The sequence below is a fragment of the Rhizobium sp. PP-CC-3G-465 genome (assembly GCF_004343445.1).
Taxonomy (GTDB): Bacteria; Pseudomonadota; Alphaproteobacteria; order Rhizobiales; family Rhizobiaceae; genus Ferranicluibacter; species Ferranicluibacter rubi.
Map to the genome: position 1 here is coordinate 1045042 of NZ_SLYH01000001.1, position 14424 is coordinate 1059465.

At 62.7% G+C, this 14424-nt stretch carries 13 protein-coding genes and 1 tRNA gene; 5 read left to right on the top strand and 9 right to left on the bottom strand.

Annotation, left to right across the window (positions count from 1 at the left end):
- Positions 1–19 precede the first annotated feature (19 nt).
- On the top strand, positions 20–1429 hold the full coding sequence (sthA, locus tag C8J33_RS04860; RefSeq protein WP_132663328.1) for a Si-specific NAD(P)(+) transhydrogenase: 1410 nt from the start codon (positions 20–22) through the stop codon (positions 1427–1429).
- A gap of 303 nt (positions 1430–1732) precedes the next feature.
- On the opposite strand, the gene tig is transcribed toward sthA, so the two are convergent.
- Complete coding sequence (gene tig / locus C8J33_RS04865; protein ID WP_132663329.1) at positions 1733–3220, bottom strand: trigger factor; 1488 nt, start codon at positions 3218–3220, stop codon at positions 1733–1735.
- A 152-nt stretch (positions 3221–3372) separates the two neighbouring features.
- Positions 3373–3457 (bottom strand) — tRNA-Leu (locus C8J33_RS04870).
- Positions 3458–3795: 338 nt separating this feature from the next.
- On the opposite strand from C8J33_RS04870, the gene C8J33_RS04875 reads away from it, so the two are divergent.
- The 3 genes from C8J33_RS04875 to trmFO all read left to right on the top strand — a co-directional run bounded on the left by C8J33_RS04875 (position 3796) and on the right by trmFO (position 5950).
- On the top strand, positions 3796–3939 hold the full coding sequence (locus C8J33_RS04875) for a DUF1127 domain-containing protein (RefSeq protein ID WP_092933639.1): 144 nt from the start codon (positions 3796–3798) through the stop codon (positions 3937–3939).
- Positions 3940–4238: 299 nt separating this feature from the next.
- The gene (locus C8J33_RS04880) at positions 4239–4382 is read left to right on the top strand and encodes a DUF1127 domain-containing protein (protein WP_082477357.1); all 144 of its coding nucleotides are present in this window, start codon (positions 4239–4241) and stop codon (positions 4380–4382) included.
- A 134-nt stretch (positions 4383–4516) separates the two neighbouring features.
- Complete coding sequence (gene trmFO, locus C8J33_RS04885) at positions 4517–5950, top strand: methylenetetrahydrofolate--tRNA-(uracil(54)-C(5))-methyltransferase (FADH(2)-oxidizing) TrmFO (RefSeq protein ID WP_132663330.1); 1434 nt, start codon at positions 4517–4519, stop codon at positions 5948–5950.
- 20 nt (positions 5951–5970) lie between these two features.
- Here the strand turns inward: trmFO and C8J33_RS04890 are convergent, their stop codons facing one another.
- The 5 genes from C8J33_RS04890 to yajC form a co-directional block, all read right to left on the bottom strand.
- Positions 5971–6381 (bottom strand): hypothetical protein, encoded by a 411-nt coding sequence (locus C8J33_RS04890; protein WP_422038052.1) that lies wholly within the window; start codon positions 6379–6381, stop codon positions 5971–5973.
- A 144-nt stretch (positions 6382–6525) separates the two neighbouring features.
- A complete protein-coding gene (locus tag C8J33_RS04895) occupies positions 6526–7368 on the bottom strand; it encodes a phytoene/squalene synthase family protein (protein WP_132664454.1) in 843 nt (280 codons plus the stop codon).
- Positions 7369–7418: 50 nt separating this feature from the next.
- On the bottom strand, positions 7419–7805 hold the full coding sequence (locus tag C8J33_RS04900) for an Mth938-like domain-containing protein (protein WP_132663331.1): 387 nt from the start codon (positions 7803–7805) through the stop codon (positions 7419–7421).
- Positions 7805–10333 (bottom strand): protein translocase subunit SecD, encoded by a 2529-nt coding sequence (gene secD, locus C8J33_RS04905; RefSeq protein ID WP_132663332.1) that lies wholly within the window; start codon positions 10331–10333, stop codon positions 7805–7807. Before secD ends, C8J33_RS04900 begins: the two co-directional genes overlap by 1 nt.
- Positions 10334–10392: 59 nt before the next feature.
- A complete protein-coding gene (yajC, locus tag C8J33_RS04910; protein WP_092987599.1) occupies positions 10393–10728 on the bottom strand; it encodes a preprotein translocase subunit YajC in 336 nt (111 codons plus the stop codon).
- Between the two features lie 244 nt (positions 10729–10972).
- Here yajC and C8J33_RS04915 point away from each other — a divergent pair, with 244 nt between their 5' ends.
- Entirely contained in the window at positions 10973–11866 is an 894-nt protein-coding gene (locus C8J33_RS04915) for an ATP-binding protein (RefSeq protein ID WP_132663333.1), read from the top strand.
- Positions 11867–11941: 75 nt separating this feature from the next.
- On the opposite strand, the gene C8J33_RS04920 is transcribed toward C8J33_RS04915, so the two are convergent.
- Positions 11942–13516 carry a peptidoglycan DD-metalloendopeptidase family protein gene (locus tag C8J33_RS04920; RefSeq protein WP_132663334.1) on the bottom strand — a complete coding sequence of 525 codons (1575 nt, stop codon included), beginning with the start codon at positions 13514–13516 and terminating at the stop codon, positions 11942–11944.
- A gap of 139 nt (positions 13517–13655) precedes the next feature.
- On the bottom strand, positions 13656–14312 hold the full coding sequence (locus tag C8J33_RS04925; protein WP_245507061.1) for a biotin biosynthesis protein BioC: 657 nt from the start codon (positions 14310–14312) through the stop codon (positions 13656–13658).
- Positions 14313–14424: the final 112 nt, after the last annotated feature.

The following is a 14424-nucleotide window of genomic DNA, read 5'->3' on the forward strand; positions in this document are numbered from 1 at the left end:
CTCCTATCGGAAACATTCCATGATGCAGTATGACCTCATCGTCGTCGGCAGCGGCCCCGCTGGCCGTCGCGCCGCCATCCAGGCCGCCAAGCTCGGCAAGAAAGTGGTGGTGATCGAGCAGGGCAAACGCGTCGGTGGTGTTTCCGTGCACACCGGCACCATTCCCTCGAAGACGATGCGCGAGACGGCACTGAACCTCTCCGGCTGGCGCGAACGCGGCTTCTACGGGCGCGCCTATCGCGTCAAGGAACAGATCAGCGCCGAGGACCTGCGCCGCCGCCTGATCATCACCCTCGACCACGAGGTCGAGGTTCTGGAGCACCAGTTCGCCCGCAACCGCGTGCAGCATATCCGGGGACGCGCGAGCTTCGTCGACGTCAACACCATGCAGATCGTCAAGGAAGACGGCGAGGTGGTGCAGATCACCGGCATGAGCATCCTGCTTGCCGTCGGCACGAAGCCCTTCCGCCCCGACTACATTCCCTTCGACGGCAAGACCGTGCTGGACAGCGACGAGCTTCTCGACATCGAGGAACTGCCGCGCTCCATGGCCGTCATCGGCGCTGGCGTCATCGGCATCGAATATGCGACGATCTTCAGCGCGCTCGATACGGCCGTGACGATCATCGACCCGAAATCGACCATGCTCGACTTCATCGACAAGGAAATCGTCGAGGACTTCACCTATCAGCTGCGCGACCGAAACATGAAGCTGCATCTCGGCCAGAAGGCCGACAAGGTGGAGCGGTTGCCGGATGGCAAATGCCAGATCACCCTCGACAGCGGGCGTGTGATCATCTGCGAGATGGTGCTGTTTGCAGCCGGGCGCATGGGGGCGACCGAATCGCTCAACCTTGCAGCCGCCGGCCTGCAGGCCGATACGCGCGGACGGCTCAGCGTCAATCCCGAGACCTTCCAGACCTCCGTGCCCAACATCTACGCGGCGGGCGACGTCATCGGTTTCCCAAGCCTTGCCTCGACCTCCATGGAACAGGGCCGGATCGCGGCACGCGTGGCCGTCGGCGCCATCGCCAAGGAGCCGCCGAAGTTCTTCCCCTACGGCATCTATGCCGTCCCCGAGATCTCGACCTGCGGCCTGACCGAGGAAGAGGTAAAGACGCGCGGCATCCCTTACGAATGCGGCCTCGCGCGGTTCCGCGAAACCTCGCGCGGGCACATCATGGGCCTTGATTCGGGCCTCCTGAAACTGATCTTCTCGCTCAAGACCCGCCGCCTTCTCGGCATCCATATCGTCGGCGAAGGTGCGACCGAACTCGTCCATATCGGCCAGGCCGTCCTCAACCTGAAGGGCACGGTCGAATACTTCGTCGAGAACACCTTCAACTATCCGACGCTCGCCGAAGCCTACAAGATCGCGGGTCTCGATGCCTGGAACCGCATGGGCGATCTGAAGAGTACGGCGCGTTGAGACTGCTTTGAAGCTATGACCACAGACGAAGAGCCCCTCATCCCGCTGCCGCGACCTTCTCCCCGCGCGCGGGGAGAAGGGACCTCAAGTTAGCATTCGTCGCCTGTAGCTGCCTGCTTAATCTCGGAAAGATACGAAAGCGCAACCGCGTCCCCTCTCCCCGCATGCGGGGAGAAGGCTAGGGTGAGGGGCAGCCGCACATGAGCGGCCAAATTCAGCGTCGCAAGCCAACGCTTACCGCCCCAACCGAAAAACCCCGCCGGCGAAACCGGCGGGGTTTTCAATATCCGGACTGCGCGCCGATTACTCGGCGGCGTTGTCGTCTGTGGCCTTCTTCTTGGAAGCGGCCTTCTTCTTCGGTGCAGCGGCTTCGGCGGTTTCTTCGCCTTCGGCAGCATCGGCCTTGGCAGCCGACTTCTTCTTGGCAGACGTCTTGGCCGGCTTGTCGTTGCCGTCCTCGTCATCTGCCATCAGTTCTTCCTTGCTGACCGTCTTGTCGGTCACGCTGACTTCGGAAAGGAGATGATCGACGACCTTTTCTTCGAACAGCGGGGCGCGCAGCGAAGCGGCAGCACCCGGGGTCTTCTGGAAGTAGTCGATGATCTGCTTTTCCTGGCCGGGGAACTGGCGCAGCTGGTCGAACAGCGAACGCTGCATTTCTTCGTCCGTCACAGTGACGCCGGCCTTTTCGCCGATTTCCGAAAGAACGAGGCCGAGACGAACGCGGCGTTCCGCAAGCTTGCGGTACTCGACGCGGGCTTCTTCTTCCGTCGTTTCTTCATCGGCAAAGGTCTTGCCGGCCTGTTCCAGATCGGTGTTGATCTGGCGCCAGATGTTTTCGAACTCGGCATCGACGAGGCGCTGCGGGGTATCGAACTGGTACATTTCGTCCAGCTGGTCGAGCATCTGACGCTTGACCTTCTGGCGCGTCATCGAACCGTACTGGCTCTCGATCTGGCCGCGGACGATTTCCTTCAGCTTGTCAGCCGATTCGACGCCAAGCTTGGTGGCCAGTTCGTCGTTGATCTCGACAGCGCCGGGCGCGGCAACCGACTTGACCTTGATATCGAAGGTGGCTTCCTTGCCGGCGAGGTTCGCAGCCGGATATTCTGCCGGGAACGTGACGTTGATCGTCTTCTCGTCGCCGGTGGAGGCGCCGACCAGCTGCTCTTCGAAGCCGGGGATGAAGCGGTTGGAGCCGAGAACCAGCTCCGCGTCTTCGTCCTTGCCGCCGTCGAAGGCTTCGCCATCGACCTTGCCGAGGTAGTCGATCGTGACACGATCGCCATTTTCGGCTGCACCGGTCTTGTCTTCGAAGGTGCGCGCGCTTTCAGCGATGCGCATGATCTGCTCGGTAACTTCGTCTTCGGCGATATCGACCACTTCGCGCGTGATCTTGATGCCGCTGACGTCTTTCAGCTCGATGGCCGGGATGACTTCATAGGCGAGCGTGAATTCGAAATCGGCTTCGGCGCTGAGGATCTTTTCGGCTTCCGCCTCGTCCTCGGTCATCGCCACTTCCGGCTGGGTCGCAGACTTTTCGCCGCGCTCCGACAGGATCTCGGTGGGCTTGTCGCGGACCAGCTCGTTGACGAGCTCAGCCATGATCGACTTGCCGTACATCTTCTTGAGATGTGCAACCGGTACCTTGCCCGGACGGAAGCCGTTGATCTTGACCTTGTCCTTGGCATCGGCGAGGCGCTCGTTCATGCGCGCCTGCATGTCCTTTGCCGGGATGACGACCTTGAGTTCGCGCTTCAGCCCATCCGCGAGCGTTTCGATAACCTGCATGTTCCAACCTTCATTTCACGTTGACAGGGCTCTGCCATTGAATGCTTCAGGCGAGCCGATCCGGGTGCCGGGAGTGGCTTTACGCAAATCGAACGCCATTTTGCAAGCAAAACAGCGCTGCCGCCGGATCTATACCGACCCATTCGTCTATCTGGTGCGGGTAGAGAGACTTGAACTCCCACGCCTTACGGCACCAGAACCTAAATCTGGCGTGTCTACCAATTTCACCATACCCGCGTTCAGAAGCGGCTGCCTGGTCTCTACGGATGGGCGGGAGATACACTATTCCTGCCGCAACCGGGTCCAAGCCTTCCCGAGCGCGGCGTCTCTATAACACCCGTTCCCTGGGGATCAAAGGGAAAATGCGGTTTTTTCGGTGATCGCGCGCAGGGATATTACCTTCTCCTTCCGGAGCCCTCGTCGCCACCTCCCGCTCCTTCCCCTTGGCGAGGTTTGCGCGGGCCGCATGGGTGCGATGCAGCAAACACCCTGCCTCTAATCGATTTGATTGGCTATATCAGCGTCATGACAACGCGCCGGTGCGATATGCCGGCATTTCCAAAAGGAAACCGGACATGAACATCACCCGCTCTTTCTCCACATGGCGCAAGTATCGTCAAACCGTTTCGGAACTCGGCCGCATGAGCGATCGCGAACTGAACGACCTCGGCATCGGCCGCAGCGAGATTCTCAGCGTCGCTCGCAAGGCTGTTCGCTAAGCGACATAAGCCGCAAGGCTTCGAAAATTCAAGCGCCCTTCGGTCCCGCCGGAGGGCGTTTTCGTTTGTGAGATCCAGCGTTTCGACATGGCCTTTCCGGCCTCTTCCGCGTTCCGTCAGTGATGCGCTACAAAATTGGTCAGACCGATTGGATGCGCGCTAAATGTGCAGGCATCTGCACAAATGCATGGCAGATGCATAGTCTTTGCACTCCACCTTCCCAAACCATGGGCGTATAAACAGCGTCAACGAGATGGCTGAAATGCATGCCGCTCACCATGATACCGAAGGATAAGACCATGAACCCCATTCGCATCGCCAAGAGCTGGATCAACTACCGCCGCACCGTTGCCGAACTCGGCAACCTGTCGAACCACGCCCTGTCCGACATCGGCATCACGCGTTTCGACATTCGCAACATCGCTTCGCGCTCCTACCGTTAATCGGCGGATTTTCGAGACTGTATGCCAGCGGCGCTCTTCGGGGCGCCGCTTTCGTTTGTGGGGCGCGCGCAGAGATGCGGTACCGCGACGTGCCCACCCTTCCGGGCCGATCCGTTTTGCTCTATGAACGCGCCATGACGAAGTACAGCTCCTACTCCCCCATTCATGTCATCGGCGGCGGCCTCGCCGGCAGCGAAGCCGCGTGGCAGATCGCCCAGTCCGGTATTCCCGTCATCCTGCACGAGATGCGCGGCGTGCGCGAAACCGAGGCGCACAAGACGGACCATCTTGCCGAACTGGTCTGCTCCAACTCCTTCCGCTCCGACGACGCCACCAGCAACGCCGTCGGTGTGCTGCATGCCGAGATGCGGCTGGCGGGCTCGCTGATCATGGCGTGCGCCGACCGCAATCAGGTGCCGGCTGGCGGCGCGCTTGCGGTCGATCGCGAAGGTTTCTCGGCGGCCGTCACGCAGGCGATCAACGACCATCCGCTGATCGAGTTGACGCGCGAAGAAGTCTCCGCGCTGCCACCCGAGGCCTGGGATCTCGCCATCATCGCCACGGGCCCCCTGACCGCACCAGCCCTCGCCGAGGCCATCCAGGCGCAGACGGGTGCGGACGCGCTTGCCTTCTTCGACGCCATTGCGCCGATCATCCATACCGAGACGATCGACATGGATGTCTGCTGGTTCCAGTCGCGCTACGACAAGGTCGGCCCCGGCGGCACGGGCAAGGACTATATCAACTGCCCCATGGACGAGGCGCAATACAACGCGTTCGTCGATGCGCTGATCGCCGGCGACCGGATCGGCTTCAAGGAATGGGAGGGAACGCCCTATTTCGACGGTTGCCTTCCGATCGAGGTGATGGCGGAGCGCGGACGCGAAACGCTTCGCCACGGCCCGATGAAACCGATGGGCCTTACCAATGCGCACAACCCGACGGTCAAAGCCTATGCCGTCGTGCAACTCCGGCAGGACAACGCGCTCGGCACGCTCTACAACATGGTCGGCTTCCAGACGAAGCTGAAATACGGCGCGCAGGCCGATATCATCCGTATGATTCCCGGCCTGGAGCGGGCAGAGTTCGCGCGCCTCGGCGGCCTGCATCGCAATACCTATCTGAATTCGCCTGTCCTGCTCGATCACTCTCTGACGCTGAAATCGCGTCCCGGTCTGCGTTTTGCCGGTCAGATCACGGGCTGCGAGGGCTATGTGGAGAGCGCCAGCATCGGGCTTCTCGCCGGTCGCTTCGCGGCAGCCGAGCGCAAGGGAGAGGCTCTACATCTACCGCCGCCAACCACGGCCTTCGGCGCGCTTCTCGGCCACATCACGGGGGGACACATCGTCTCGGACGAAGAGCCGGGCAAGCGCTCTTTCCAGCCGATGAATGTCAATTTCGGCCTGTTTCCGCCGCTCGATCCCGGCGCCATCGTCAAGCCGGAGGGCGTGAAGCGCTTTCGCGGCAAGGACAAGGCGATCGTCAAGAAGGGCCTCGTTGCGAACAGAGCCCTTGCGGACTGCGCCGCCTGGCTTGCAGAGGACAAAGCACTGCTTAAGTCCGCCTGAGTCTGGCCTGTCCGTCTGGTTCAGGAACTGAAGCTGCCGAGGATCCAGAGAGAGACCTCGGCGGCTGTTTCGGCGTTGGGAAACTCGTAGGTTCCGTCGAAGGTCGCCGTGTCGTTGAACGACAAGGCGAGGCCTCGGCCGCTTTGGGCGTGGGTGATCCGTACCTTACCGGGAACGATCAGGTGGCAGAGATAGTGCCGCCCCTGCGACAGCACGATACCCGCCTTGCCGTCATGCAGCCTCACGAAGAAGGCATGGCCGTCGGCCGTGGGATGAATGGCCCGGATCGCCTCATCGGGGAAGGCGCGGCCGAAATCGAGAATGGCCTGTCCCTCGTCCGGTTCCGACAGATCCTCGGCTTCCTGCCGCTTCATGCGCTGGTAGATGTAGGCCGCTGCAAACAGCGATGCGACGATGGCAAACCAGGATATCATCGCATCTTTCCATTCTCCGGCCGGGCGTGTCACGGACCGGCTTCATCCCGATGTTATCGTTTGCCGCAAGTCGCAGGCAATCTCCGGCAACCTGATGGAGAATTCCTGTAGCGCGCGTGGCTTGCGCGAATGTGCCACGACCTACCAGCGACCACTTTGGGCTGCGCGCCACATCCACCATTGCCTCCGCCATTGCGGTGGAACGATGGAATGGTCGAAAATATCGGCGCCTGCCTTCTCCGCACGCGCGAAAACCTTTTCGGCGAGGGCTACGGTCGCGAAGGCGGGCCGGTTCTGCCGCGAGATGGTCTGCGATGCCGCTCGTGCCTTGCCAAGGTGCTCCCGTCCGAGCCCGGCCAAAGCCTGCACCGCCCGTGTGACGGCCGCACGATCCGCACCATTCAGGAAAGATGTCCGGTCGAGCCCGGTGGCTGTCAGAAGGTCCGCCGGGAAATAGACCTGACCGCGCTGTCGGTGAATGGGGCCGAGCATCAGGAGCCCGGCAATCGTCTGGGCGACGCCCGCATGGCCGGCGGCATCGGCCGAGCCGCGCGCGGTTTCCGGATCGAGGATAAGGCAGGCGAGCTGGATCAGGGCCGAGGCAGTTTCGCCGGCATAGCCTTCCAGTGCGCTCCGGTTCTCCATCGGGTCGTCGTAAAGATCGAATACGCGAGCGTCGATCATGTCGAGCAGCACGCCGATCGGCAGATGCGCGTCGCGGATGGCGTGCAGCAGCGCTTCGGCGAGCGGATTGCCATCGGCCTTGGAACCGGTGGTATCCTCCAGCGCATCGCGCCACCATTGCAGCCGGATTTCGCCCGGAAGCGGTTCGCGCACGACATCGCGGACGCGGGCGATCTCGGCATGGAACGCGTAGAGTGCAGCCAAAGGTCCCTGCTTTTCCGGGGGCGCCAACAGGCAGGCGAGATAGCGGTCGCGATCGCTTTCGCGGAGTGCGGCGAGGCTTGCGGAAAAATCGGGCATGCCGGGTGCAATGTCAGGCGTTGATGTATCGGACATGGGAATCGTTCACGTCACACGGCGACGAGAGCGGCGGCAACGTTGCGCTCTTCGGCCAGCATGATGTTGTAGGTCCGAACTGCGGCACCCGTGCTCATCGGATCCGATGAGATGGATCGACTGCGGAAGGCCGTTTTCACGTCGCCCGCGAGCGGCCGGATATTGGCGCCGGTTCCGACAAGGATGACCTCGATGTCGCCGGCCTCGGCGATCACGCGATCGAAATCGGCAGCGCTCAGTAGCTCGCCTTCTTGCCTCTCCCAGCCATAGATTCCCGAGGGAAGCAGCAGGAGCGAGCCGCGATGCGACATGCCGGCAAAGCGGAAACCACCATTGCCGTAGGCGTCGATGGGCGCGCGGCCGGGAAAATGGGCATTGCGAACTTCGATCGGTCGGCGCATCACGCTGCTCCCTGCATGTCGCGCGCCCGGGCGCGGGCACGCTTCAGCCGGAAGAGGATGAGCACCGGCCCAGCGACATAGATGGAGGAGAAGGTCGCCACGGCCACCCCGAACATCAGGACGACGGCAAATGGCCGGATCGTATCGCTGCCGAAGAGGCTGAGCGCCGCCAGAGCCAGAAGCGTCGTCGCGCCCGTCAGCACGGTGCGCGACAGCGTCTGGTTGATGGCGGTATCGATCAGGATCGGCAGGGGCATGCGCGGGAAGCGATTGAGATTCTCGCGGATGCGATCATAGACGATGACCGTGTCGTTCAGCGAATAGCCGACGATGGTCAGCAGCGCCGCGACGCTGGTGAGGTTGAACTCCATGCCGGTGACGACGAAAAGTCCCATCGTCAGGATGACATCGTGCAGCGTTGCGACGATGGCGCCGGCCGCGAACTGCCACTCATATCGCGCCCAGATGTAGAGAAGGATACCGAGCAGGGAGATCGCGACGCCGATGGAGGCGGAGCGGGTCAGGGTTTCTGACACCGTCGGACCGACGACCTCGACACGGCGAAGCTCGTAGGCGCTGTCCAGCTCGTCGCGGATCAGGATGACCGCGGTCTGCTCGGCATTCTCCCCGCCATCGCGCGACTGAACGCGGATGACCGCATCGCGGGGCGAACCATAGGGCTCGACTGAGATGTCGCCGAGATTGAGCTGGTCGAGCCGTGCACGGATATCCCCGATATTGGCATTGCCCTCGCGGGCCTGCACCTCGATGACCGAGCCGCCGGAGAAATCGATACCGAGATTAATGCCGAACATGCCGAACAGCACGACGGTGAGGATAGACAGCGCGGCCGTGACGGAGAAGACGTAGCGGCGCGCTGCCATGAAGCGGAACGAGAGGTGATCGAACATCGCGGTCTTGATGCCGCGCGGCAGGCGCTTGCGCGGGCGCCGACGCTGCCACGCCTCCAGCATTACGCGGGTGAGCGTAAAGGCGGTGAAGAGCGTCGTGACGATACCGATGGCGAGCGTGACGGCGAAGCCGCGAATGGAGCCGCTGCCGAGATAGAGAAGAATGATCGCGGCGATCAGCGTGGTGATATTGGCATCAACGATGGCACCGAAGGCGCGGGCGAAGCCGAGCTGGATCGCCTGGCGGAAATCGCGCCCCGCGGCCGCCTCTTCGCGAAACCGCTCGAAGATCAGCACGTTGGAATCCACGGCCATACCGATCGTCAGCACGATGCCGGCGAGCCCCGGAAGCGTCAGCGGCAGGCCGGTCGCGGTGAGGACGGCGACGATCATCACGACGTTGAGGACGACGGCAATGCTGGCAACGACGCCGAAGCGTCCGTAGAAGCCGACCATGAAGGCGATGATGATGACCGTGCCGATGGCGCCGGCGATCAGCATGGACTCGATGCTATCGGAACCGCGGCCGGCGCCGATGGTGCGCTCCTCGGCAACGGAGATCGAGGCCGGCAGGGCGCCGGCGCGCAGGACGAGCGCCAGATCCTGAGCGCCCTCCGGCGTCATGTCGGCAACGACCCGCATGCGGCCGTCGGTCACGGCTGCGCGAATGAGAGGGGTGGCAATCACCGAGCCATCGAGAACGACGGCCATGGTGGTACCGGCAACCGCTTTGGTCGCCTCGGCGAATCGACGTGCACCGTCTTCGGTAAAGACGAGATCGACCACCGGAGCGCCATTCTGCGTGTCCGTCGTGGCCGTGGCGTCCGCGATATCGGCGGTCGTCACTGCCGGCTGGCGCCGTACGAGCGTGGCAACCGGTGGATCTTCCGCGGAATAGAGAACCTCAGAGCCTGCCGGCGGCGAACCGGTCACGGCCTGCTCGACGGTCGTGGACATATCGACGATGCGGAACGAGAACGCGCCGCCCTGCCCCAGAACGGTCTTCAGCTGTTCGGAATCATAGAGACCTGGAACCTGCACCACGATCCGGTCGGCACCCTGTCGCCCGAGCCGCGGCGCAACGACGCCAAGCTCGACGAGGCGCCGCTCGAGAACGCCGATACTGTCGGCAACCGCGTCGGCGAGACGCGCATCGATGCCTTCCGGCGTCAGGGCCAGTTGCGACTGGCCATCGGTGGTGCCAACGAAACGCAACTCGCTGACGGCCTTGCCGCCGCGACCGCGATCGACCACGCCGGTCAACGGCGCCAGGACCTGCGGCAGCGTCGCTGCCTGGGCGGCATCCTGAAGGGAGAAGGTGACCTCCTCGCCGGTGCCCGAAAGATCGGTATAGGCGAGATTGGCATTGCGCAATTGCGCCGCGACGGCGTCCGTCGCGGCCTGCAGCCGGGTCCTGGCCACATCGTCGCGCTCGACCTTGAGCACGATGCGCGAGCCGCCGGAAAGATCGAGCCCGAGCGCAACCTGGCGGGCTGGAACCCAGTCCGGCAGGCTATCGAGAAGCGAACGTGGCAGCACGTTCGGCAGGGCCACGACGAGACTCGCGAGAACGACGAGCCAAACGAGGACAGTTCCCCAGCGTGAGGTTTGCGGCATGACGCTCCCGGCGCTTCGCAGTGGATCGATCGGATCGTCGTCTTTGCCGCAGCGGCCCGTTATTCCTTGACGGGTTCGCCCTTGACGCGGACTTCGGTCACACCACTGCGTACCACACGAATCTTGATGCCGTCAGCAATTTCCACTTCGAGTTCACCGTCGTCGATGACCTTCGTGACCTTGCCGACAATGCCGCCACCGGTAACGACCTGGTCGCCGCGGCGGATATTCTTCAGCAGTTCCTCGCGACGCTTCAGCGCCGTGCGCTGCGGACGGATGATCAGGAAGTACATCACGACGAAGATCAGCAGGAACGGCAGGATGGACATGAGAATGTCCGCGCTGCCGGCGCCGGTTGCACCTGGCGTCTGCGCGAAAGCTTCCGTAATGAACATCGATCACTCCTCAAATAACAACAATTGCGGCCGGATGGGCGGAACGCCCTTTCGCGGAATGGCCGCACTATAAGAATGGCCGCTGCGATTGCAACGCGCCGAACCCTGCCTCTCGCATAGTTTATCCCGGCGCAGAAGGACTTTTCAGTCGTCAGGTGACCTTTCCCCAGATCAAGACGCGTGTTAGCGCAGCCGGATGAGGCGCAAACGCGCCTTGAGGCACAGCGGACCGGAGGAGACCGACATGAGCGAAGCGACACTCGAACGGCTGATGGACGAGGTTCGCCGACTGTCTGCGGCGGTGGAGCGCATTGCGGGCCCTGCCCCTGCGGTCAACGATCTCGACGCCGCGGAATGCTTCGTCTGGGCGCCGGCGCGGGCCCATCTGCAGCCTGTGGCGCGGCCGAACCGGATCGATCTCTCCCTCATCCAGAGCGTCGATCATGTGCGCGATATCCTTCTCGACAACACGCTGCGCTTTGCAGAAGGTTTTCCGGCAAACAACGTGCTTCTCTGGGGTGCGCGCGGCATGGGCAAGTCGTCGCTCGTGAAGTCCGTGCACGCCGCCGTCATCCAGCGGACGGGCGTTCCGCTCAAGCTGGTCGAGGTGCACCGCGAGGATATCGCCACTCTGCCGCAGCTCATGGAGATCCTGAAGGCGGCATCCATTCCCTTCATCGTCTTTTGCGACGACCTGTCGTTCGATCATGACGACACCTCATACAAATCGCTGAAAGCAGTGCTGGACGGCGGTATCGAAGGGCGTCCGGGCAATGTGCTTCTCTATGCAACCTCGAACCGCCGCCACCTCCTGCCCCGCGACATGATGGAAAACGAGCGCTCGACCGCGATCAACCCTTCGGAGGCGGTGGAGGAAAAAGTCTCCCTGTCGGATCGATTCGGCCTGTGGCTCGGCTTCTACAAGTGCAGCCAGAAGGATTATCTCGCGATGATCGACGCCTATGCCCAGCATTTCGCCATCGCGATCTCCCGGGAAGAGCTGCATGCGCAGTCACTCGAATGGAGCACCACGCGCGGCGGGCGGTCGGGGCGTGTGGCCTGGCAGTTCATTCAGGATCTCGCAGGCCGGACACGGACGCGGATTGCGGACACCGACAATGGCAAGCCAGCGCAGTAAGCGACGCAAGTCCTAATATGCAAAATCCCCGGCAAGCCGGGGATTTTTTGTTTTCAGTCCGTGGAAAGAAACGCCCTATTCGAGATAGGTCGCCGGGTTCACAGCCGTCGCGTTCTTGCGGACTTCGAAGTGCACCTGCGGCTGGGTCGCGGTGCCGCTCATGCCCGACGCTGCGAGCGTCTGGCCGCGCTGGATCTTCTGGCCGCGCTGCACCTTCAGCTCGGAGGCGTTTCCGTAGACGGTGACCGTGCCGTCGTCGTGGCGCACCAGAACCGCGTTGCCGAGCTCCTTCAGGCTGCTGCCAGAGTAGATGACCACGCCGTTTTCGGCTGCCTTGATCGGGGTCCCCTCGGGCACCGAGATGTTGATGCCGTCATTGCGGTTGCCCTCGACATTCGCGCCGTAGCCAGCAACGACCGCACCGCGCACCGGCCAGCGATACTTGCTGATGCCGGTTGCCTTCGGCGCATCGGAACCATCGTCCTTGGCGGCGACCTCGTTGACCGACTGCTTGGCAACGGCCGGGGTATACTCCGTCGGCTTGGAAGCGTCGGCCTTGGCTTGCTCGACCTTCGCCGTCTTCGGCTCGATCTTCGGGGCCGCAGCCTTCGGAGCGACCGATGCCGTGGTGACGTCGTCGGTACCGGGCTGGGCCGTATTGCGGGCAACCGAGGTCGTCTTCGGCAGCTTCAGAGCTTGGCCGACACGGATCGCGCCATTCGTCAGGCCGTTTTCAGCGCGCAGCTGATCGACGGAGACACCATTGGCCTTTGCGATGCGGTTCAGCGAATCGCCGGCCTTCACCGTGTAGGTCCCGGCCTTGTCGCCTTCGCCGGCCACCGGCTGCTTGCCGGCCGTGGTGCCGTTCGCGGTCGAGCCCTTTTCACGGCTCTGCGTCTGGGTCGGCAGGATGGCAACGTCGCGGTTTTCCGGCAGGACCGGCTTGTTCTTCTGCTTATCGACATCGAGGGCCGTCGCAGCCTGGGACGCCGATGCCTTGGCAGCGCTGCCGGCCGCACCGTAGGTGGGGATTAGAATGCGCTGACCCGGCTCGGCGTCGGAGCCGCGCTTCAGGCCGTTGGCCTTCAGGATTTCCTTTTCCGGCACGCCGAAGCGGGTTGCCAAAGATGCCGTCGTATCGCCCTGACGCATCAGCACAGCCGGAGCATTGACGGTGGACCAGCCGCTGGACGAACGAACGGTCGCGGTATTCACCGGATCGGGTGTCGCCAGTGCCGGCGCGCCGCGCTGTGCGGAAGACGCTTCAGACGGGAAAGGTTGAGCGCTCGGACGACGGGTCGGCTCGGCCGTCGGCTCAGCAAGGGTCGTCCGCTGAACATTCATCGGCGTCGAGGCAACGCGTGTGCGGGACACCGGCGTCGCATTGACCGGATCCGGGAAAGACTGACTGACCGCCGCCTGGCGGGTGTTCGACATGGGCGGCATGTTGCCGCTGCCGTCGACGTCTCCACGCGGAACCGGCACGGAAGCGCTGGGAATGGAATTTGTCGTCAGGTCGGACGAGCGGGAAAACAACCCTCCGAACCGGGACGAGTCCGAACTGCAGCCACTCGCCGCGCTCGCCAGGAGAACGGCCACTCCCAGACGGATGACCGATTTATGAACAGATGACGATACACTCAAACGCATGACGCTTACCTACTTGGAACACAGCCCCGATGTAGGTTTATTAAAACGTATTAGAGTTACCGGCGGGTTAAGACCCGGTCATCCTTTATGGTTTTAACCGTGTGCGTGATGATCGCAATCGTCGGAATCCACAGAAAGATCAAAAGCTTTCTCGGTAGAAGCGCTCGATCTCGGAATGTTCGGCGCGGCTTTCGGTGACGTCCTCGTAGGAGACCGAGCCACTGTCCCAACCGAACATGTCGCCCGTGATCATCACGCCCGGCGCATCGCCGGCTTGATCCGACGCCGTGGGCTTCTCGCCATCCAAAAGCACATCGACCAGCGTCTGGAAACCACCTGCCGCATCGAGGCCCGACTCATCCTCGTATTCCGTGGAGCGCAGCCCTGCGACAGCGGCGTCGCGGGTGCCGAAATAGCGAAGGCTGTGCTGATCGTCCGGGCGCAGGTTGTCGTAATAGTCGATGAAGCCGCGGTAGTAGGCCTTGTAGTCGCCGGTTTCCCCATACTTGCCGAAGGCCTGATACTCGCGGGCGGCCAGCTGCGGCGAGAGCTTGTTGTTCCATTCGTCGCGCGTCAGCGGCGGATATTTTTCCTGGGCACGCCGCGTTCGAGAGAGGAAGAGCAAGGTTTCAGCGGAAAGGGAGACGCGGGAGGACGGATCGTAATTGCCGCCGATGACGACCCCGGGAACCGAGGCCTCACGACTGTCCACATCCGGCCGAACCTGAACCTGCGGACGCACATTGCGCTGGCCGGTATCATTGGTCGCGGTGATGGTCTTGCCTGCAATCTGCATGGATAAGCTCCTTGCGCCTCAACGCCTTGGGAGCCTGCACCTCTGCAAAGCTCTGTGAGGTCTACCTCTGGGGTAGATCCCAAGGCTTGCGCGAGGCTGGATCAGGTTAACG

Bases quoted from the DNA above. Each gene is read 5' to 3' on its own strand.
- sthA (WP_132663328.1), top strand. From the start codon at position 20: ATGATGCAGTATGACCTCATCGTCGTCGGCAGCGGCCCCGCTGGCCGT.
- tig (WP_132663329.1), bottom strand. From the start codon at position 3,220: ATGCAGGTTATCGAAACGCTCGCGGATGGGCTGAAGCGCGAACTCAAG.
- C8J33_RS04875 (WP_092933639.1), top strand. From the start codon at position 3,796: ATGAACATCACCCGCTCTTTCTCCACATGGCGCAAGTATCGTCAAACC.
- C8J33_RS04880 (WP_082477357.1), top strand. From the start codon at position 4,239: ATGAACCCCATTCGCATCGCCAAGAGCTGGATCAACTACCGCCGCACC.
- trmFO (WP_132663330.1), top strand. From the start codon at position 4,517: ATGACGAAGTACAGCTCCTACTCCCCCATTCATGTCATCGGCGGCGGC.
- C8J33_RS04895 (WP_132664454.1), bottom strand. From the start codon at position 7,368: ATGCCCGATTTTTCCGCAAGCCTCGCCGCACTCCGCGAAAGCGATCGC.
- C8J33_RS04900 (WP_132663331.1), bottom strand. From the start codon at position 7,805: ATGCGCCGACCGATCGAAGTTCGCAATGCCCATTTTCCCGGCCGCGCG.
- secD (WP_132663332.1), bottom strand. From the start codon at position 10,333: ATGCCGCAAACCTCACGCTGGGGAACTGTCCTCGTTTGGCTCGTCGTT.
- yajC (WP_092987599.1), bottom strand. From the start codon at position 10,728: ATGTTCATTACGGAAGCTTTCGCGCAGACGCCAGGTGCAACCGGCGCC.
- C8J33_RS04915 (WP_132663333.1), top strand. From the start codon at position 10,973: ATGAGCGAAGCGACACTCGAACGGCTGATGGACGAGGTTCGCCGACTG.
- C8J33_RS04920 (WP_132663334.1), bottom strand. From the start codon at position 13,516: ATGCGTTTGAGTGTATCGTCATCTGTTCATAAATCGGTCATCCGTCTG.
- C8J33_RS04925 (WP_245507061.1), bottom strand. From the start codon at position 14,312: ATGCAGATTGCAGGCAAGACCATCACCGCGACCAATGATACCGGCCAG.